Genomic DNA, 18342 nt, shown 5'->3' on the forward strand with positions numbered 1-18342 from the left:
CCTTGTCGAGCAGCAACCCGCTGCGTGACCCCGCAGACCGACGGCTCCCGCGTATCGCGGGGCCGTCGGGCCTGGTCATTTTCGGCGTCACCGGCGATTTGTCACGTAAAAAGCTGATGCCCGCCGTGTACGACCTCGCGAACCGTGGTCTGCTTCCGCCGGGTTTCTCGCTGGTCGGGTTCGCCCGCCGCGAGTGGGCGAACGAGGACTTCGCGCAGGAGGTCCACGACGCCGTCAAGGAGCACGCCCGCACGCCGTTCCGTGAGGAGGTCTGGCAGCAGCTCATCCAGGGGATGCGCTTCGTCCAGGGCACCTTCGACGACGACGACGCGTTCGAGCGGCTGCGCGCCACCATCGACGAGCTGGACAAGGCACAGGGCACGGGCGGCAACTTCGCCTTCTATCTGTCCGTGCCTCCGCGTTCCTTCCCCGTGGTCATCCAGCAGCTGAAGAAGCACGGCCTGGCCGACCAGGAGGGCGGCTCCTGGCGGCGCGCCGTCATCGAGAAGCCCTTCGGCCACGACCTGAAGTCGGCCGAGGCGCTCAACAAGGTCGTGCACGAGGTGTTCGAGCCGGACCAGGTGTTCCGGATCGACCACTACCTCGGCAAGGAGACCGTCCAGAACATCCTGGCGCTGCGCTTCGCCAACACCATGTTCGAGCCGATCTGGAACCGGTCCTTCGTGGACCACGTGCAGATCACCATGGCCGAGGACATCGGCATCGGCGGCCGGGCCGGCTACTACGACGGCATCGGCGCCGCCCGTGACGTCATCCAGAACCATCTGCTCCAGCTGATGGCGCTGACCGCGATGGAGGAGCCCGCCTCCTTCGACGCGGACGCGCTGGCCGCGGAGAAGACCAAGGTGCTCGGCGCGGTACGGCTGCCGAAGGACCTGGGCCGCAGCACCGTCCGCGGGCAGTACGCGGCGGGCTGGCAGGGCGGCGAGAAGGTCATCGGCTATCTGCAGGAAGAGGGCATCGACGGCAAGTCGAAGACCGACACCTACGCCGCGATCAAGCTGGAGGTCGACAACCGCCGCTGGGCGGGCGTCCCCTTCTATCTGCGTACCGGCAAGCGCCTGGGCCGCCGGGTCACCGAGATCGCGGTCGTCTTCCAGCGGGCCCCGCACTCCCCCTTCGACCACACGGCCACCGAGGAGCTCGGGCAGAACGCGGTCGTCATCCGCGTCCAGCCCGACGAGGGCATCACGGTCCGCTTCGGCTCCAAGGTGCCGGGCACCTCCATGGAGATCCGGGACGTGTCCATGGACTTCGCCTACGGCGAGTCCTTCACGGAGTCCAGCCCGGAGGCGTACGAGCGCCTCATCCTGGACGTGCTGCTCGGTGACGCCAACCTCTTCCCGCGCACGGAGGAGGTCGAGCTGTCCTGGAAGATCCTCGACCCGATCGAGGAGTACTGGGACAAGCACGGCAGGCCCGCGCAGTACCCGTCGGGCACATGGGGTCCCGCGGAGGCCGACGAGATGCTCGCACGAGACGGACGGAGCTGGCGCCGGCCATGAAGATAGACCTCACGGACACCACGGCCAGCAAGATCAACAAGGCGCTGGTGCGGGGCCGCCGCGCCATCGGCACCCCGGCCGTGGGCATGGTCCTGACCCTCGTCATCGTCACCGACGAGGAGAACGCCTACGACGCCCTCAAGGCCGCCAACGACGCCTCGCGCGAGCACCCCTCGCGCACGCTGGTGGTCATCAAGCGCGTCTCCCGCTCCCCCCGCGACCGTACGTCGTCCCGGCTGGACGCCGAGGTACGGGTGGGCGCGGACGCGGGCACCGGCGAGACGGTGGTGCTGCGGCTGTACGGCGAGGTGTCCGACCACGCCGACTCGGTCGTCCTGCCGCTGCTGCTGCCGGACGCCCCGGTCGTCGTCTGGTGGCCGGTGAACGCCCCGCTGGACCCGGCCAAGGACCCGCTGGGCGCCCTGGCGCAGCGCCGGGTCACCGACACCTACGCGGCCGAGCAGCCGGTACGGGAGCTGTCCGCCCGTGCCGACGCGTACACGCCCGGCGACACGGATCTGTCCTGGACCCGCATCACGCCCTGGCGCTCGATGCTGGCGGCGGCCCTGGACCAGGTCCTGTGCGAGGTGAAGGCCGTCGAGGTGGAGGGCGAGGAGTTCAACCCGAGCTGCGAGCTGCTCGCGATGTGGCTGGCCGACCGGCTGGACGTACCCGTCAAGCGGTCGCTGTCCTCCGGTCCCGGTCTCACGGCGGTCCGTATGGACACCAGTCAGGGCCCGATCGCCCTGGATCGCGCGGACGGTTCGCTGGCCACGCTGTCCATCGAGGGCCAGCCCGACCGTGCGGTGGCGCTCAAGCGCCGTGAGACGGCCGAGCTGATCGCGGAGGAGCTGCGCCGGCTCGACCCGGACGACACCTACGCCTCGGCCCTGCGCTACGGCGTGGACCGGCTGACCTGTCAGACGCTCGCCGAGTCTCCCGTCGACGAGGCCGCCGCGGAACCCGCGAAGAAGACGCCCGCCAAGAAGTCCACGGCTGCGGCTTCGGCTCCGGCTTCCGCGAAGAAGGCGGCGAAGTGAGCACCCCGCAGCTGGTCGTGCACCGCGACAAGGATCTGATGGCGCAGGCCGCCGCGGCCCGGCTGATCACCAAGATCGTGGACGCGCAGTCCTCGCGCGGCTCCGCGTCCGTGGTGCTCACCGGCGGCCGCAACGGCAACGGGCTGCTGGCCGCCCTGGCGGCCGCCCCCGCCCGGGACGCCATCGACTGGGGCCACCTGGACATCTGGTGGGGCGACGAGCGCTTCCTCCCGGAGGGCGACCCGGAGCGCAACGTCACCCAGGCCCGCGAGGCACTCCTGGACGCCGTACCGCTGGACCCGAAGCGCGTGCACCCCATGCCCGCGTCGGACGGTCCGTACGGCGCCGACGTGGACGCGGCCGCGGCCGGTCACGCGGAGGAGCTGGCCCGCGCGGCCGGTCCGGAGAACCACGGGCTCGTGCCGACCTTCGACGTCCTGCTCCTCGGCGTCGGCCCGGACACGCACGTGGCCTCGCTCTTCCCGGAACTGCCCGCGGTACGGGAGACGGAGCGCACGGTGGTCGGCGTCCACGGCGCCCCCAAGCCCCCGCCGACCCGTGTCTCCTTCACCCTCCCGGCGATCCGGTCGGCCCGTGAGGTGTGGCTCCTGGCGGCCGGCGAGGACAAGGCGAACGCCGTGGCGATCGCCCTGTCGGGCGCGGGCGAGATCCAGGCTCCGGCGGCAGGCGCGTACGGCCGCCGCCGCACCCTGTGGCTCCTGGACGCGGCGGCAGCTGCGCAGCTGCCGCGCTCGCTGTATCCGCCGGCGTCACCGTAGGCCCCGGTAACCGTCCCAGGGGGCTCCGCCCCCTGGACCCCCGGCCTATGCCCACCCTCCCCCACGCTCGGCTTCGCTCGCGCGGGGGACCCCCATCCCGACTCGGTAGGCCAAAAGGTGACCGACAGGCATCTCAGCCCGTCCGGCGTTTAAGGACGAGGCCGTTCAGGCCGATGGGGGTCCTGGGGGCGGAGCCCCTTGGCGGGGTCGAAGGGGCGGAGCCCCTGGGATGGGAACGGGTAAGGGCGGCGGGGGCGAGGAAACTACTTCACCGACCCCGCCATCACCCCCTGCACAAAGTGCCGCTGGAACGCGAAGAACACCACCACCGGCACGATCAGGGACAGGAACGCCCCGGGCGCCAGGACGTCGATGTTGCTGCCGAACTGGCGGATCTGTGACTGGAGTTGCACCGTCAGCGGCTGCGAGGAGCTGTCGGCGAAGAGCAGGGCCACCAGCATGTCGTTCCAGACCCACAGGAACTGGAAGATGGCGAGGCTGGCGATGGCCGGGCGGCCCACCGGTAGCACCAGGCGGGTGAAGATGCGCCATTCGCTGCCGCCGTCCATGCGTGCCGCCTCCAGCATCTCCTTCGGCATCTCGGCGAAGTAGTTGCGCAGGAGGAACACCGCGAAGGGAAGGCCGTAGGCGACGTGGAAGAGCACGACGCCGGGAATCGTGCCGAACAGGCCCAGTTGTCCGAAGAGTTTGGCGACCGGCAGCAGACCGATCTGGACCGGCACCACCAACAGGGCCACCACCAGCAGGAAGAGCGGCTCGCGGCAGGGGAAGTCCAGCCAGGCGAAGGCGTATCCGGCGAGCGCCGCGATGACGACGACCAGGGTCGTGGCCGGCACCGAGATCAGCACGGTGTTCCAGAACGCCTGTGTCATACCGGAGTTCTTCAGCAGCGCCGAGTAGTTGTCGAAGGACAGTTGCCCGGGGCTCGCCAGGGCCGTCCACCAGCCGCCCTTGGCCGTGTCCTGCGCCGACCGCATCGAGGAGACGAACAGCCCCGCCAGCGGCGTCAGCCAGACCAGGCCGATCACCACGAGGAACGCCTGGACCAGGCCGTTGCCCAGGCCGCGCCTGATCGCGTTCATCGCTGACTCCTTCGGAAACGGCGGACGTTGAAGACCATCGCGGGGATCACCAGGAGCAGGAGCAGCACACCGAGCGCGCTGCCGAGACCCTGGTTGTTGCCGCCGCCGAAGGACACCAGCCACATCTGCGTCGCGAGCACCGTGGCGTCCTCCTGCACCGGGCCGGGCGCGATGATGTAGACGAGGTCGAAGACCTTCATCACGTTGATGACGAGGGTCACGAAGACGACCGTCAGGACAGGGGCGAGCAGCGGCACGGTGATGCGGCGGAAGATCTGCCACTCGTTCGCGCCGTCCATCCGGGCCGCCTCCAGCGCGTCCCGTGGCAGGGCCGCGAGACCCGCGCCGATCAGCACCATCGCGAAGCCGGTCCAGATCCACAGGTACGCCCCGATGATCGCCGGGGTGACGAGGGCCGGGCCGAGCCAGGAGATGCCCTGGTAGGGCGGCGCGAAGTTGGCGGCGGGCAGCTTCACCGAGTACGAGCCGTCGTCGAGCCCGGCGAATCGGAAGGAGCCGTCGGATGCCGTGGTCGTGCTTGCCACGGACCGTCCGTCGCGTGTCGCCTCGACCTGCACGCCGGGCAGCCCGCTCTCCTTCGGGTCGACCCTGCCCTGCTTGCCTCCCCCGCCGGGCGTGAAGTCCAGGTAGACGACGCCGCGCAGTTCGCCGGGGGCCGCCTTGTGCGAGGCCGCCGGATAGGCGGGGGACGCGTCCTGGGGCAGGTCCTTGGGCAGCACGCCGACCAGTCCGAGGGTCACCGAGTCACCCGGGGACAGGGCGGCGTCCGTCAGGTATGAGCCGTCCTGGCCCCGGGTGAGTCCTTGTCCGTCACGCGCCCGCGCCGTCGGGTACGACGACGTGCCCTGGAAGGCGTCGTGCACCGATACCACGGCGGCGTTGAGGACACCCTTGTTCGGGTCCTCGTCGTAGGCGAGCCGGAAGATGATGCCGGCGGCGAGGAAGGAGACCGCCATCGGCATGAACAGCAGCAGTTTGAACGCGGTGGCCCAGCGGACCTTCTCCACCAGGACGGCCAGGATCAGGCCGAGGCCGGTCAGCAGGGCCGGGGCGACCACGACCCAGATGGCGGTGTTGCGGATGGCCTTGACGGTCGCCGGGTCGCGGAACATCGCGGTGTAGTTGCCGCCGCCGACGAACCGGGTGCCGGACGCGTCGAAGAAGCTGCGTCCGACGGAGAACAGCACCGGGTAGACGACCAGCGCGCCGAGCAGGAGCAGGGCGGGGAAGACGAAGAGCAGGGCGACGATCCGGCCCCGCCGCCGGGTGCGACGCCTGCGGGTCGCACCGGCGGCGGGCGGGCTCGCCTCTTTGTGTACGAGCGTGGTGGCGGTCATCGAGGGTCAGTCCTGGTAGGCCTTGGTCGCCGCGGACTCCAGCCGTGCCGCGGTGCCCTTCGGGTCGGACGGGTCGCGCAGGAAGTCCTGGAGCACCTTCCACTCGCCCGCGCCCTTGGTGCCGCCGAAGGCCGCGGGTGCCTGGTCGGACATGTCGAAGCGGACCGAATCGCCCGCTTCGATCAGGGACTTGGCGGTCGCGCGGGTGACGTCGTCGCCGTAGGAGGCGAGGTCGAGCTTCTTGTTCGGGGACAGGAAGCCGCCGGCCTTGGCCCAGACGGCCGCGGCCTCGGGGCTCGCGAGGTACTCCAGGAGCTTCATGCCGGCCTTGGCGTTCTTGCCGTCCTTCAGTACGACGGCCGCGTCGCCGCCGCTGACCACGGGCGCGGTGCCGCCGTCGACCGCCGGGAACGGGAAGAAGTTCGCGTCCTTGCCGATCTCCTTGCCGAACTGGTCGTGCGCCACACCGGCGACGAAGTCGCCCTCGTAGACCATGCCGGCCTCGGCCTTGGGTCCGAACACCTTCTCCACCGAGCCGGGGAAGTCGGTGTTGAGGGCCTCCTTCTGGCCTCCCGCGATCAGCTGCTTGTCCTTGAACAGCTTGCCGAGCGTGGTGAGCGCCTTGACCACGCTCGGGTCGGTCCACTTCAGCTTGTGGGCGGCGAGGGCGTCGTACTTCTCGGGTCCGGCCTGGGACAGGTAGACGTTCTCGAACCAGTCGGTGAGCGTCCAGCCGTCCTGCCCGGCGACGGAGAACGCGGCGAGGCCGGAGTCGGAGACGGTGTGGCCGGCCTTCAGCATGTCGGCGTAGGTCGTCGGCGGCTTCACGCCCGCCTGAGTGAGCGCGTCGGGGCTGTACCAGACGGTCGACTTGTGGGCGGCCTTGAAGTAGAGGCCGTAGAGGGTGCCGTCCACGCTGCCGTACTTCTTCCACACGGGCGCGAAGTCGGCGTCGACGGTCTGTTCGGTGGTCGAGGACAGCGGCTTCAGCCAGCCCTTCTTCGCGAACTGCTGGAGCACGCCGACCTGCGGGACCATCACGACGTCGGGGGCGTTGCCGCCCTCTATCTTGCTGCCGACGACGGTGGAGACGTTGTCGCCGGTGGACACGAACTGCGTCTTGGCGCCCGTCTTCGCGGCGAACGCGTCGAGCACCTTCTGGAAGTTCTTCTGCTCGCTGCCGGACCAGACGCCGGCCACGGTGACGGTCTGGCCGCTGAGCGCCTTGTCGCCGCCGCCCGCGGAGACCGGTCCGCTGCCGCCGCAGGCGGTCGCGCCGAGCCCGAGGACGAGGGCGGTGCAGCCGGTGAGCAGGGTGGTACGTCGTCGCATCATCGTTGATGTCCCTTCAGGGGTGGGAAACTGACGAGGGTGGAGCGGGGAGGGATCAGAGGTCGGTGCCGTCGCTGATCCACCAGGCGGCCGTGGAGCCGGGGAGCACCCCGGCCGGGCAGGGACCGCTGGACAACAGGGGTGTGCCGGAGACCGGCGCGGGGGTGGGGGCCGTACCGAAGTTGACGGCGCAGACGAGGTCGTCGCCGCGGACGAAGGCGAGCACGCCGGGTGGGGCGTCCAGCCAGCGCAGGGTGCCTTCGCCCAACTGGGGCAGTGCGGCGCGCAGTTGGAGTCCGTCGCGGTACAGGTGCCAGAAGGAGCGGGTGTCGGCGAGGGCGCGGTCAGTGGCGTACTCGGCGAAGTACGACGGCTGCGGCAGCCACGGTTTGGCACTCTCGGCGCCGGAGGTGAAGCCGAACGGGGAGGCCTGCCCGGACCAGGGCAGCGGCACCCGGCAGCCGTCGCGTATGCGGGCACGGCTTCCGGTGCGGCGGAAGATCGGGTCGGTGAGCACGTCGTCGGGCAGGTCGACGACCTCGGGCAGGCCCAGTTCCTCGCCCTGGTAGATGTACGCGGCTCCGGGCAGCGCCAGCATGAGCAGCGCGGCGGCGCGGGCGCGGGTGGCGCCGAGGCCGCTGCCCTCGGTGGCAGGTTCGCCGTAGCGGGTGACGGTGCGGACCTGGTCGTGGTTGTTGAGGACCCAGGTGACCGTCGAGCCCGTGCCGGCTATGTCCTGCATGGCCTCGGAGATGACCTTGCGGAAGGCGTCGGCGTTCCAGGGAGCACCGAGCAGGTCGAAGAAGAAGGCCTGGTGGAGCTCGTCCGGGCGGACGTACTCGGCGTGTTCACGGGCCGTGGGGACCGAGACCTCGCCGACCAGCAGCCGCTCGCGGCCGTCGTGTGCCGTGTACTCCTCGCACACCGCGCGCCAGTGCCGCCACACGTCGTGCACCTCGGGCTGGTTCCAGGCGAGCGGGTTGACCGAGTCGCGGGTGCGGGCGTCGGCCTCGGGGTCCGGGGAGTCGGGCAGTTCGGGGTGCTTGTAGAGACCGGCGGCGACGTCGATGCGGAAGCCGTCGACGCCCCGGTCCAGCCAGAAGCGCAGGACGCGGTCGAACTCGGCGGCGACCTCGGGCTCGCGCCAGTTCCAGTCGGGCTGTTCCGGCGTGAACATGTGCAGGTACCACTGGCCGGGGCGGCCGTCCGCCTCGGTGACCCGGGTCCAGGCAGGGCCGCCGAACATGGCATGCCAGTTGTTGGGCGGCTCGGTGCCGTCCGGGCCACGGCCGTCGGCGAAGTGGAAGCGGGCGCGGGCCGGGCTGCCGGGCGCGGCGGCGAGCGCCTCGCGGAACCACGGGTGCTCGCTGGAGCAGTGGTTGGGGACGATGTCCAGCAGCACCTTGATGCCGAGCCGCCGCGCGGCGGTCACCAGCAGGTCGAACTCGGCCAGGTCGCCGAAGAGCGGGTCGACGCCGCAGTAGTCGGCGACGTCGTAGCCGTGGTCGTGCTGGGGCGAGGGGTAGAACGGGCTCAGCCAGATCCCGTCGACACCGAGCTTCTTGAGGTACGGCAGTCCGGCCCTGACCCCGGCCAGGTCTCCGATGCCGTCGCCGGTGCTGTCCAGGAAGCTGCGGACGTACACCTGGTAGATCACTGCGTCGCGCCACCAGCAGCGGTACTTGCTCAACATACATGCATGTTAGGTAGGCGTATCGCAGAGGTGTCAATGAAGAGAACAGAGGCTACTGCCCAGTTGGGGCAATAAATACGGACTTATTGGGGCGCTTCCGCGGCAGATGAGATATCCGCGTTACCTAACACGTAACTAGCGGCTGGAGATGTCCGCCAACTCCCGGGCCAGTCGCCGTACCGCCGCCGCAGGCGTCTGGTGTCCGCTCAGCGCGTCGTGCACGACGGCCTGCACCACCAGGCTGACCTGGTCGTAGTGCGGGCTCTTGGGGCGCGGGGAGGCGTTGACCACGGCGGTGCGCAGGGTCGGCAGGTAGGGGAAGCGCCGGATCAGTCCGGGGTCGTCGTAGAGCGAGGCGCGCACCGGCGGCAGCGCGCCGCGCGTGAGGACCTGGCGCTGGACGCGCTCACCGGTCAGGTACGCGATGAGTCGCGCGGCCGAGTCGGGGTGCCGCGCATGGGTGTTGACGGCCAGGTTGGAGCCGCCGAGGACGCTCGTCCCGGGTCCGTCCGGGCCCGGCAGCGGTACGGCGCCGACCTCGCCGGCCACCTTGGAGCCCTTGGCCGAGGCGGCGACGTACGCATAGGGCCAGTTGCGCAGGAAGAGCAGCCGGCCGTCCTGGAAGGCCTGCTTGGACTCCTCCTCCTTGTACGTCAGCGCCTGCCGCGGGATCCAGCCCTCGCGCACCCCGCGCGCCAGGAATCCGATGCCCTCGCGGGCCGCGGCGGAGTTCACGGTGACCCGGGTGCCCTCGTCGCCGAGGATCGTGCCGCCCGCCGAGTACACGGCCTCGGCAGCGTTGACCGTGAGGCCCTCGTACGGCAGGAACTGGCCCGCGTAGCCGTCGAGCCCGTACTTCGGCGCGATGGTCTTCGCGTCCCGCTCCAGCTCGGCCCAGGTGCGCGGCGGCGGTACGCCCTCCTTGGCCAGGACGTCCTTGCGGTACAGGAGCAGTCCGGCGTTGGTGACGTACGGCACGGCGTACAGCTGCCCGTCGTAGGTGGCCGTGTCGACGACCGGCGCCAGGAAGGTCTTCAGCGGGAAGCGGTCGCGCGGCAGCGGGCGGATCCAGCCGGCCGCGGCGAACTCGGAGGTCCAGTTGACGTCGATGTTGAGGACGTCGAAGCGGCTGCGGTCGCCGCCGCGCAGGTCGGTGGTCATCTGCGCGTGGGTCTCGTCGGCCGAGTCCGGGAGCTCGACGAGGTTGACCTTCTCGGTGGGGTGGGTGCGGTTCCAGCCGTCGAGGAGCGGGGCGAGATAGCCGGTGAGATCCCCCGCGGTGGCCAGGGTGAGGGGGCCGCGGCCATCGCCGCCGCCCTCGTCGGCCCGCGCGCCGGAGGTGACATAACCGGTCAGGACCACGGCGAGGACGAGGAGCCCCCTACCGGCGGTGTGGATCCACCGCATAGGTTCCTCCTTGCACACCCGGCACCGGGCAGCCTTGCCCGGATCAGAGGCCATGTATACCTGTTAGGTATGGGCGATACTAGGGCCTGGAGCACATTTGACCGGACAGGAGGACAGCACGAGTGCGCCTTGCCCTCCTGGCACTCCTCGCACGCGGCCCGGCCCACGGCTACGAGCTGAAGCAGGACCTTGAGCAACTGCTGGGCTCCGCGTACCCTCAGCCGAACGTCGGCCAGATCTACGTGACCCTCGGCCGCCTCGAGAAGTCGGGACTGATCGAGGGCGAGGACGTCGAGCAGTCCAGCCGGCCCAACAAGAAGGTCTACCACCTCACCGAAGCCGGGCGTGAGGCGCTGCGCGTCTGGTTCGAGGAGCCCGAGGACGAGCCGCGGGTACGGGACGAGTTCTTCATGAAGCTCGCCCTGGCCCCGCAGACCGGTCTCGCCGACCAGATCACCCTCATCAACAAGCAACGGCGCCAGTACCTCAACACCATGCGCAACCTGTCGAAACTGGCCGCGGCCGAGAGCCGGGACAACCGCATAGCCCACCTGCTGATCGAGGGCGCCATGCTGCATCTGCAGGCCGACCTCGACTGGCTGGAGCGGTGCCAGGAGGAACTGGAGGAGATGGAGTGAGCGACCGTCCCGCTCCCGACCGCCCCGTTCCTCTGCTGCGTGCCGAGGGCCTGGTCAAGACCCACTACGGCGAGGGCGCGCCCGCGCATGCCGTGCGCGGTGTCGATCTTCGCGTGACGCACGGCGAGTTCGTGGCCGTCACGGGCCCCTCGGGCGCCGGGAAGTCGACGCTGCTGCATCTGCTCGGCGGGCTGCAGCGGCCGGACGCCGGCAGCCTCTGGCTGGACGGCGAGCGCACCGACGCCTACAGCGAGGCGCGCTGGGCCGTGGAGCGCAGGAAGCGCATCGGGATCGTCTTCCAGTTCTTCAACCTCGTCTCCAACCTGTCGGTCGCCGACAACGTCGAACTGCCGGCCCTGCTGGCCGGCGTCACCCCGAAGCGGGCCCGGGCCGAGCGCGAGGAGCTGCTGGCCGAGCTGGGCCTGGAGGGCAAGGAGCGCAGCATGCCCGGTGAGCTGTCCGGCGGTGAGCAGCAGCGGGTCGCGCTGGCCCGGGCGCTGGTCAACCATCCGCCGCTGCTGCTCGCGGACGAGCCCGCGGGCAGCCTCGACAGCAAGGGCACCCGTGAGGTCATGCGGCTGCTCTCGCGCTTCCACGGGCGTGGCCAGAGCATCGTGCTGGTCACCCATGACGCCCGACTGGCCAGCGCCGCGGACCGGGTGATCAGCTTCTTCGACGGCCGGATCGCCGACGACGCCGCACTGGACGGCACACCGACCCGGGGTGCCGGGATCTCGGGTGTGCTGGAGCTGAAGGACTGACTGCGGTGTACGACGAGAAGTCGCGGGCGAGCCGGTCCGCCCGGCGCGGGCCGGGAGGCTGAGCCGGTGCGGGCCACCTTGCGCTGGGCGCACTCGGATCTGCGCACGCACCGCGGTGAGGCGCTGTTCATGGTGCTCGCCACCGCCGGCATCGTCGCCTCGCTGCTGCTGGCCACGGCGCTGTTCGGGTACGCGACCAACCCCTGGCAGCGGATCTTCAACCAGGCCCGCGGCGCGCATGTGTGGATCCATGCCTCGCAGTCCGCCGACACGGCCAGGCTGGCCCGGCTGGACGGGGTCGCGACCGTCGCCGGGCCCTATGCCACGGAGTCCGTCACCGTCTCCTCGCGCGGCACCCGCGCCTCCGTCGAACTGCGCTCCACGCCCGAGCGGCTCGCCGTGGACCGTCCGCTGCTCACCTCCGGCCACTGGCTGCGGCCCTCGGACCCGAACGGGGTGGTGCTGGAGAGCAGGCTCGCCCGGGCCCTGCTGGCGGAGCCCGGCGACACACTGAGCCTGCCCGGCACGGCCCGGTCCCTGACCGTCGTGGGCATCGCGGACAGCCCCGAACCCCGCTACAGCCCAGGCGAGCAGCCGGGGCTCGTATGGGCGCCGCCGGGCGCCGTGCGCGATCCGGGCGTCCAGGTCGTCGGGCTGCGGCTGACCGACCCCGACGACACGGACTACGCCGTCCAGCGGGCGGTCACCGTGCTGGGCTCCGGCGCGGTCGGCGAGGTCTCCACCTGGCAGCAGGCGCGGGCCGAGGCCCAGGGCGACAGCCGGCTCTTCGGCCAGGTGCTGGGGCTGTTCGGGCTCGGCGCGCTGGCCGCGGCGGGGTTCGCGGTGCACGGTGCGATCGGCACCCGGATCCGGGGCCATCTGCGGGACATCTCGGTGCTCAAGGCGATCGGTCTCACGCCCGGCCAGGTCGTACGGATCTTTCTGCTCCAGCACGTCGCGTACGCCGTCGTCGGCGCCGTGGCCGCGGGGGCGCTGATCCAGGGGCTGGGCAGCCGGATCCCCGGGCGACTCGGCGACGCGGTGGGGGTGTGGCAGGGGCTGCCGGGGCAGACCGTGGCCCTGTTCGCGGTGCCCGTCGGCGCGGTCCTGTTCATCGGGCTGACCACCGGGCTCGCGGCCTGGCGGGCCGGGCGGGTGTCGCCGGTGCCGGTGCAGCGGCCCGCGCCCCAGTCCGGTGGACGGCTGACCGGGGTGGCCCGGCGCGCCCTCGGACTGCGGCTGCCGCCCGCGCTGGTCCTGGGCTGTCACAAGGTGTTCACCGGGCGCCGCCGGTCGCTGGCCACGGTGGGCCGGCTGGCGCTGCCACTGCTGCTGATCGTGGTGGCGCTGAGCGCGTGGACCACCATCGACCGGTTCCACAGCAGCCCCGAGCGGATGGGGCTGCCCGCGGCGCTCACCGTCCGGGCCGACGGCTCCCTGAGCGACGGGGACGCCCGCGCCCTGATGACCGCCGACCGCCGGGTCGCCGCCGCCTATCCCGGTGTCGAGGTCCCCGCCCTGGTGCCCGGCCAGACCGCCACGATCGCCCTGCGGGGCCTCGGCACCCGCAAGGACCCGTACCCCTACGCGCTCGCCGAGGGCCGTCGCGCGAGCGGGCCGGACGAAGCCGTGGCGGGGCAAGGGCTCCTCAAGCTGCTGGACGTGCGCGTCGGCGACTGGGTGCGGATGACCGTGGGCGACCGGCCGCAGATCCTGCACATCGTGGGCCGCAGCATCGAGCCGGAGAACGCCGGCCGGGTCGTCTCCACCTCGCTGGACACCCTGCGCGAGAACGATCCTCAGCTGGTCCCGACCCTGTACCAGCTGCGGCTGCGGGCGGGCGCCGACCCGCACCGGGTCGCGGCCGAGCTGGCCACGGCCGGCCACGGGCACCTGGACGTGCACGCCGTGCCGAACCCCGCCGACGGGCTGTCCCCGCTGCGCGGAGTCGTCGCCGGGCTGGTGGCCGTGCTCGCCCTCATCGGGGCCGTAGAGCTGCTCACCGCGATCGGCGGGACCGTCCGCGAGAGCGAGCGGGACCTGCTGGCGCTCAAGGCGATCGGCATGTCCCCGCGGCAGATCACCGCGATCACGGTGACGGCGACGAGCTGCACGGCCCTGGCCGCGGTCCTGACCGCCACGACACTGGGCCTGCCCCTGGCCCGCCGACTGATCGACGCCCAGGGCAGCGCCAGCGGCATCGGCGCCGGAATCGCCCAGTCCCCCTCCCTCGCCCTCCTCACCACACTGAGCGCGGCAGCGGTCCTGGGCGCCGCGGCCCTCTCGGCCCTACCCGCGGCCCGAGCAGCGCACCACCGACTGGCAGACACACTGAGCGCGGCGGCCTGACCAGACGCCCGGTCCGCGGCCGCGGCCGACCACGATCTGCCCGGGCATCGCCCATTCCCCCGACCTGCTGCCCGCACGTGCCGCGGCAGCGGCACGCCGACACGTGTGTCCAGCAGTGGGCGCCGGGGCTCGCGCCGCCCCACCCGCCGCCCAGCGGCACACGCCAGACACCAGCCGACCCCGCGCCGCCCTGGGGCCCACCCGGCGCACCCCGACTCATCGACACCCAGGGCAGCGCCAGCGACATAGGCGTCGGATTCGACCGGTCCCCGGCCCCCTGACCACGCTCGCCGCGGCAGCGGTGGGCGCCGACGTGCTCTCAGCCCTCCCTGCGCTCAGGGCCGACCGTGATCCGCCCCGGCACCGCCCTCGTGCTGCCCCAGGCGCGTCGGGGCAGCACTCGCGGTCTCGGGTCAGGCGCGGCCTCGCAGTTGGCGGTACTTGGTGACCAGGGCCTTGGTGGACTCGTCCAGGCCCTCCACCTCGGCGCCGTCGGTGAGGGCGGGCTCGACGCGCTTGGCGAGGACCTTGCCGAGTTCCACGCCCCACTGGTCGAAGGAGTCGATGTTCCACACGGCGCCCTGGACGAACACCTTGTGTTCGTAGAGGGCGACGAGCTGGCCGAGGACCGACGGGGTCAGCTCGCGGGCGAGGACCGTGGTGGTCGGCCGGTTGCCCTTGAACGTCTTGTGCGGCACCAGCTCCTCGGGCACGCCCTCCGCCCGGACCTCGTCGGCAGTCTTGCCGAAGGCCAGCGCCTGGGTCTGGGCGAAGAAGTTGGCCATGAGCAGGTCGTGCTGGGCCTTGAGATCGCCGCCCAACTCGGCGACCGGCTCGGCGAAGCCGATGAAGTCCGCCGGGATCAGCTTCGTGCCCTGGTGGATGAGCTGGTAGTAGGCGTGCTGCCCATTGGTGCCGGGCGTGCCCCAGACCACCGGACCGGTCTGCCAGTCAACCTCCTGCCCGTCCCGCGCCACGTACTTGCCGTTGGACTCCATGTCCAGCTGCTGCAAGTAGGCGGTGAACCTGGACAGATAGTGCGAGTACGGCAGCACTGCGTGCGACTGGGCGTCGTGGAAGTTGTCGTACCAGATGCCCAACAGGCCCATGAGCAGCGGCACGTTGGACTCGACTGGTGCGGTGCGGAAGTGTTCGTCGACGAGGTGGAAGCCGTCGAGCATCTCGCGGAACCGGTCCGGGCCGATGGCGATCATCAGGGACAGGCCGATCGCCGAGTCGTAGGAGTAACGGCCGCCGACCCAGTCCCAGAACTCGAACATGTTGGCCGTGTCGATGCCGAAGTCCGCGACCTTCTCGGCGTTCGTGGACAGGGCCACGAAGTGCTTGGCGACCGCCTCCTGACCGGCCTTCAGCTCGGTGAGCAGCCAGTTGCGGGCGGAGGTCGCGTTGGTGATCGTCTCGATCGTGGTGAAGGTCTTGGAGGCGATGATGAACAGCGTCTCCGCCGCGTCCAGGTCGCGGGTGGCCTCGTGCAGGTCGGCACCGTCCACGTTCGACACGAAGCGGACCGTGAGGTCGCGGTCGGTGAAGCTGCGCAGCACCTCGTAGGCCATCGCCGGGCCCAGGTCGGAGCCGCCGATGCCGATGTTGATCACGTTCTTGATGCGCTTGCCGGTGTGCCCGGTCCAGGCGCCGGAGCGGACGCGGTTCGCGAAGTCGCTCATCTTGTCGAGCACGGCGTGCACCGCGGGGACGACGTTCTCCCCGTCGACCTCGATCACCGCGTCGCGCGGGGCGCGCAGCGCGGTGTGCAGCACCGCGCGGTTCTCGGTGACGTTGATCTTCTCCCCGCGGAACATGGCGTCCCGCAGTCCGAAGACGTCGGTCGCGGCGGCCAGCTCCCGCAGCAGCCGCAGCGTCTCGTCGTTGACCAGGTGCTTCGAATAGTCGATGTACAGGTCACCGACCTGGAGCGTGTACCCGGCGCCGCGTCCCGGATCGGCGGCGAACAGGTCCCGCAGATGTGTGTCGCCGAACTGTTCCCGGTGCTTGGCCAGAGCGGTCCACTCGGGCGTCTGGTTGAGCCTGGTACGGCCGTCTGCGTTCATTTCGGACTTCAGCCTTCTTTCCTGCAACCTGTCCTGGTGCGTACCTGCCCCGCTGCCGGTCCCAACCTAGTTGATCAGCGGGTCATGTGAGCAGTTGTGGCGCCGTCCTCCGGGGCAACAACAGGTACGTCCGGCTTGCGTGCCGGTATCAACAAGGTGACCGCCAGGGCGAAGAGAACCGCGGCCAGCAGGGCCGGCGCGTTCAGTCCGTACGCGCCGGCCACGGCTCCGCCGAGAAGCGCGCCGACGGGGGCTCCGGAGGTGGAGGCCGTGCGGAAGGCCGAGGAGACGCGGCCCAGCATGGACGTGGGGCTGCGTTGCTGCATCAGCGTGACCTGGTTGACGTTCCAGACCATGCCCATCATGCCCAGCAGGAGTATGCCGGCGAGCAGGGCGGCCAGGTGCCGTACCGAGCCGATGAGCAGCAGCGACGCCGTCTGGACGGCGCCGGCCACCAGCAGGGCGCGGGCCCGCCCGGTGCGGCACGCGACGCGCTGGGCGACGAGACCGCCGACGAGGCTCCCGGCGGCGTACGCCGTCATGGCGGCGGCGTAGGCGCCGTCGCCTCCGGGCAGCCACCGCGTCACGTGCAGCACCAGGGTGGCGATCAGAGCGCCCATGCCGATGTTGCACAGCAGCGTGGCCAGGCAGATGGCCCGCAGCACCCGGTCGCGCCACAGTTCGCGCAGGCCCGCGGCGATCTCCGCGCGCAGGGTGCTGCCCGCCGGGCGCGGCTCCCGCCCCGGCGGCCGTATCCGCAGGGAGGCCACCAGGGCCGCGGCCACCAGATAGGTGCCCGCGTCGGCCACGAACGGCACGCACGCCCCGGCCGTCAGCAGCAGCGGCACGAACGGGCCCGCCAACAGGCCGCCGGCGAACTGCTGACCGGTCATCAGACGGGCGTTGGCCCCGCCCAGGGCCTCGCGGTCGACCAGGGAGGGCAGCAGGGCCGTGGACGCGTTGTCGAAGAGCGTCTGGAGGGTGGTCAGTGTGAAGGCGAGGGCGATCAGCAGGGGAACCGAGGCCTGCCCCAGACCCACGGCGAGGGCGAAACCGCCGACGAGCACGCCCCGCACCGTGTCCACGGCCCACATCGCCCGCCGCTGGTCGACCCGGTCCGCCACGGCCCCGCCGAGCAGTCCGAACAGCAGCCAGGGCACATAGCCGCAGGCGGTGACGGAGGCGATGATCAGGGGTGCGTCGGTGATCCGCACGGCGAGCAGGGGCAGCGCGGACGTCCGTAAGGCGTCCCCGAAGCGGGAGACCACGGCGGCGGTCCACAGCCGCCCGAATCCCCCGCGCCACGCGGGCGCGGTCCTGCCCGCCACGTCGACCGTCGTCACGTCTCCCCCTCACGGTTCACCCATGCACAACCGTAGGAGACGCCACTGACAATCGGTCGGCGGCCGGTGCTGCCGAAACGGCTCCGGCCCGGTACCCGTGGGCACCCGGCCGGTCACAACTTCTAGATCTCTCCGCGCAATTTGGCGAGCGCCTCCGCGAGGATCGCTTCACCGTCCGCGTCGCTGCGCCGCTCCCGTACATACGCGAGGTGCGTCTTGTACGGCTCGGTGCGCGGCGGGTCCGGCGGGTTGTCCCGGTCCTGACCGGCCGGGAAGCCACAGCGCGGGCAGTCCCAGGTCTCGGGAACCTGCGCGTCGCTGGCGAAGCTGGGCTGCGTCTCGTGCCCGTTGGAGCACCAGAAGGAGATGCGCAGACGCGGCGCGGACTCGCCGCGCTCGGCCTCGCCCATCGGCCCCGCCCCGACCCGGCTTCCTCGGATCGCGTTGCCACTTGCCACGGTGTAACTCCCTGCGTGATGGTGCCGCGAAGCGAGTCGGCGTTTCGCTTCGTTGCGAGCGCCTCAGTCTACGTAAGGCCCAACGCGCGTCCAGTGATTGGAGTTACAGGCCCCATACCTAGACGCAAGCCCCATGATAGGCCGCGCTCAGGAGCGCGTACCGAACATGGGGCCTTACGTACGGAATGTGCGTGCTTGTGAGAAGCTGATCAGCTGCTCGGCCGTGTTCAGCTGCTCGTCTTCATGAGCAGGCCGAGCACGACGATGCACGCGAACCAGAGCAGACCGACCACCAGCGTGATGCGGTCGAGGTTGCGCTCGGCGACCGAGGAGCCACCGACGGACGACTGCATACCGCCACCGAACATGTCGGAGAGGCCGCCGCCCTTCCCCTTGTGCATCAGCACCAGCAGCATCAGCAGCAGGCTGAAGACGATCAGGGCGATCGAGAACCCCAAAACCACGGCTGGACCAACTTCCTCGGAT

At 71.0% G+C, this 18342-nt stretch carries 15 protein-coding genes; 6 read left to right on the forward strand and 9 right to left on the reverse strand.

The window, feature by feature from the left end:
* Nucleotides 1-2: 2 nt before the first annotated feature.
* The 3 genes from zwf to pgl are packed head-to-tail and all read left to right on the forward strand — an operon-like array spanning nt 3 to nt 3345.
* Entirely contained in the window at nt 3-1526 is a 1524-nt protein-coding gene (gene zwf / locus N8I87_RS09845; RefSeq protein ID WP_263207413.1) for a glucose-6-phosphate dehydrogenase, read from the forward strand.
* On the forward strand, nt 1523-2566 hold the full coding sequence (opcA, locus tag N8I87_RS09850) for a glucose-6-phosphate dehydrogenase assembly protein OpcA (RefSeq protein ID WP_263207415.1): 1044 nt from the start codon (nt 1523-1525) through the stop codon (nt 2564-2566). The genes zwf and opcA overlap by 4 nt, the downstream gene beginning before the upstream one ends.
* Nucleotides 2563-3345, forward strand: a complete 783-nt coding sequence (pgl, locus tag N8I87_RS09855; RefSeq protein ID WP_263207417.1) for a 6-phosphogluconolactonase — start codon at nt 2563-2565, stop codon at nt 3343-3345. Before opcA ends, pgl begins: the two co-directional genes overlap by 4 nt.
* Nucleotides 3346-3608: 263 nt before the next feature.
* On the opposite strand, the gene N8I87_RS09860 is transcribed toward pgl, so the two are convergent.
* The 5 genes from N8I87_RS09860 to N8I87_RS09880 form a co-directional block, all read right to left on the reverse strand.
* Nucleotides 3609-4448 carry a carbohydrate ABC transporter permease gene (locus tag N8I87_RS09860; RefSeq protein WP_263207419.1) on the reverse strand — a complete coding sequence of 280 codons (840 nt, stop codon included), beginning with the start codon at nt 4446-4448 and terminating at the stop codon, nt 3609-3611.
* The gene (locus N8I87_RS09865) at nt 4445-5806 is read right to left on the reverse strand and encodes an ABC transporter permease (RefSeq protein WP_263207421.1); all 1362 of its coding nucleotides are present in this window, start codon (nt 5804-5806) and stop codon (nt 4445-4447) included. The genes N8I87_RS09860 and N8I87_RS09865 overlap by 4 nt, the downstream gene beginning before the upstream one ends.
* 6 nt (nt 5807-5812) lie before the next feature.
* The gene (locus tag N8I87_RS09870; RefSeq protein WP_263207423.1) at nt 5813-7141 is read right to left on the reverse strand and encodes an ABC transporter substrate-binding protein; all 1329 of its coding nucleotides are present in this window, start codon (nt 7139-7141) and stop codon (nt 5813-5815) included.
* 52 nt (nt 7142-7193) lie between these two features.
* Nucleotides 7194-8831 (reverse strand): glycoside hydrolase family 13 protein, encoded by a 1638-nt coding sequence (locus N8I87_RS09875; protein ID WP_263207425.1) that lies wholly within the window; start codon nt 8829-8831, stop codon nt 7194-7196.
* Between the two features lie 135 nt (nt 8832-8966).
* A complete protein-coding gene (locus N8I87_RS09880) occupies nt 8967-10238 on the reverse strand; it encodes an ABC transporter substrate-binding protein (protein WP_263207427.1) in 1272 nt (423 codons plus the stop codon).
* Nucleotides 10239-10360: 122 nt separating this feature from the next.
* Between N8I87_RS09880 and N8I87_RS09885 the strand changes: the two genes are divergently transcribed.
* The 3 genes from N8I87_RS09885 to N8I87_RS09895 all read left to right on the forward strand — a co-directional run bounded on the left by N8I87_RS09885 (nt 10361) and on the right by N8I87_RS09895 (nt 13986).
* Nucleotides 10361-10876: a PadR family transcriptional regulator gene (locus N8I87_RS09885; RefSeq protein WP_263207428.1), complete on the forward strand. Its 516-nt coding sequence runs from the start codon at nt 10361-10363 to the stop codon at nt 10874-10876.
* Nucleotides 10873-11637 (forward strand): ABC transporter ATP-binding protein, encoded by a 765-nt coding sequence (locus N8I87_RS09890; RefSeq protein ID WP_263207430.1) that lies wholly within the window; start codon nt 10873-10875, stop codon nt 11635-11637. The genes N8I87_RS09885 and N8I87_RS09890 overlap by 4 nt, the downstream gene beginning before the upstream one ends.
* 66 nt (nt 11638-11703) lie before the next feature.
* Entirely contained in the window at nt 11704-13986 is a 2283-nt protein-coding gene (locus N8I87_RS09895) for an ABC transporter permease (protein WP_263207432.1), read from the forward strand.
* A 413-nt stretch (nt 13987-14399) separates the two neighbouring features.
* On the opposite strand, the gene pgi is transcribed toward N8I87_RS09895, so the two are convergent.
* The 4 genes from pgi to secG all read right to left on the reverse strand — a co-directional run bounded on the left by pgi (nt 14400) and on the right by secG (nt 18320).
* A complete protein-coding gene (gene pgi, locus N8I87_RS09900) occupies nt 14400-16055 on the reverse strand; it encodes a glucose-6-phosphate isomerase (protein ID WP_263207433.1) in 1656 nt (551 codons plus the stop codon).
* A gap of 74 nt (nt 16056-16129) precedes the next feature.
* Entirely contained in the window at nt 16130-17398 is a 1269-nt protein-coding gene (locus N8I87_RS09905) for an MFS transporter (protein WP_263207435.1), read from the reverse strand.
* Nucleotides 17399-17520: 122 nt separating this feature from the next.
* On the reverse strand, nt 17521-17808 hold the full coding sequence (locus N8I87_RS09910) for an RNA polymerase-binding protein RbpA (protein WP_007448238.1): 288 nt from the start codon (nt 17806-17808) through the stop codon (nt 17521-17523).
* A 275-nt stretch (nt 17809-18083) separates the two neighbouring features.
* Nucleotides 18084-18320 (reverse strand): preprotein translocase subunit SecG, encoded by a 237-nt coding sequence (secG, locus tag N8I87_RS09915; RefSeq protein WP_235456625.1) that lies wholly within the window; start codon nt 18318-18320, stop codon nt 18084-18086.
* Nucleotides 18321-18342 lie beyond the last annotated feature (22 nt).

The organism is Streptomyces sp. HUAS 15-9 (assembly GCF_025642155.1).
In the GTDB taxonomy this organism is placed as follows: Bacteria; Actinomycetota; Actinomycetes; order Streptomycetales; family Streptomycetaceae; genus Streptomyces.

Coding starts and splice junctions, on each gene's coding strand:
- opcA (WP_263207415.1), top strand. CDS start 1,523: ATGAAGATAGACCTCACGGACACCACGGCCAGCAAGATCAACAAGGCG.
- pgi (WP_263207433.1), bottom strand. CDS start 16,055: ATGAACGCAGACGGCCGTACCAGGCTCAACCAGACGCCCGAGTGGACC.
- N8I87_RS09910 (WP_007448238.1), bottom strand. CDS start 17,808: ATGGGCGAGGCCGAGCGCGGCGAGTCCGCGCCGCGTCTGCGCATCTCC.
- N8I87_RS09865 (WP_263207421.1), bottom strand. CDS start 5,806: ATGACCGCCACCACGCTCGTACACAAAGAGGCGAGCCCGCCCGCCGCC.
- N8I87_RS09880 (WP_263207427.1), bottom strand. CDS start 10,238: ATGCGGTGGATCCACACCGCCGGTAGGGGGCTCCTCGTCCTCGCCGTG.
- N8I87_RS09870 (WP_263207423.1), bottom strand. CDS start 7,141: ATGATGCGACGACGTACCACCCTGCTCACCGGCTGCACCGCCCTCGTC.
- N8I87_RS09860 (WP_263207419.1), bottom strand. CDS start 4,448: ATGAACGCGATCAGGCGCGGCCTGGGCAACGGCCTGGTCCAGGCGTTC.
- N8I87_RS09875 (WP_263207425.1), bottom strand. CDS start 8,831: ATGTTGAGCAAGTACCGCTGCTGGTGGCGCGACGCAGTGATCTACCAG.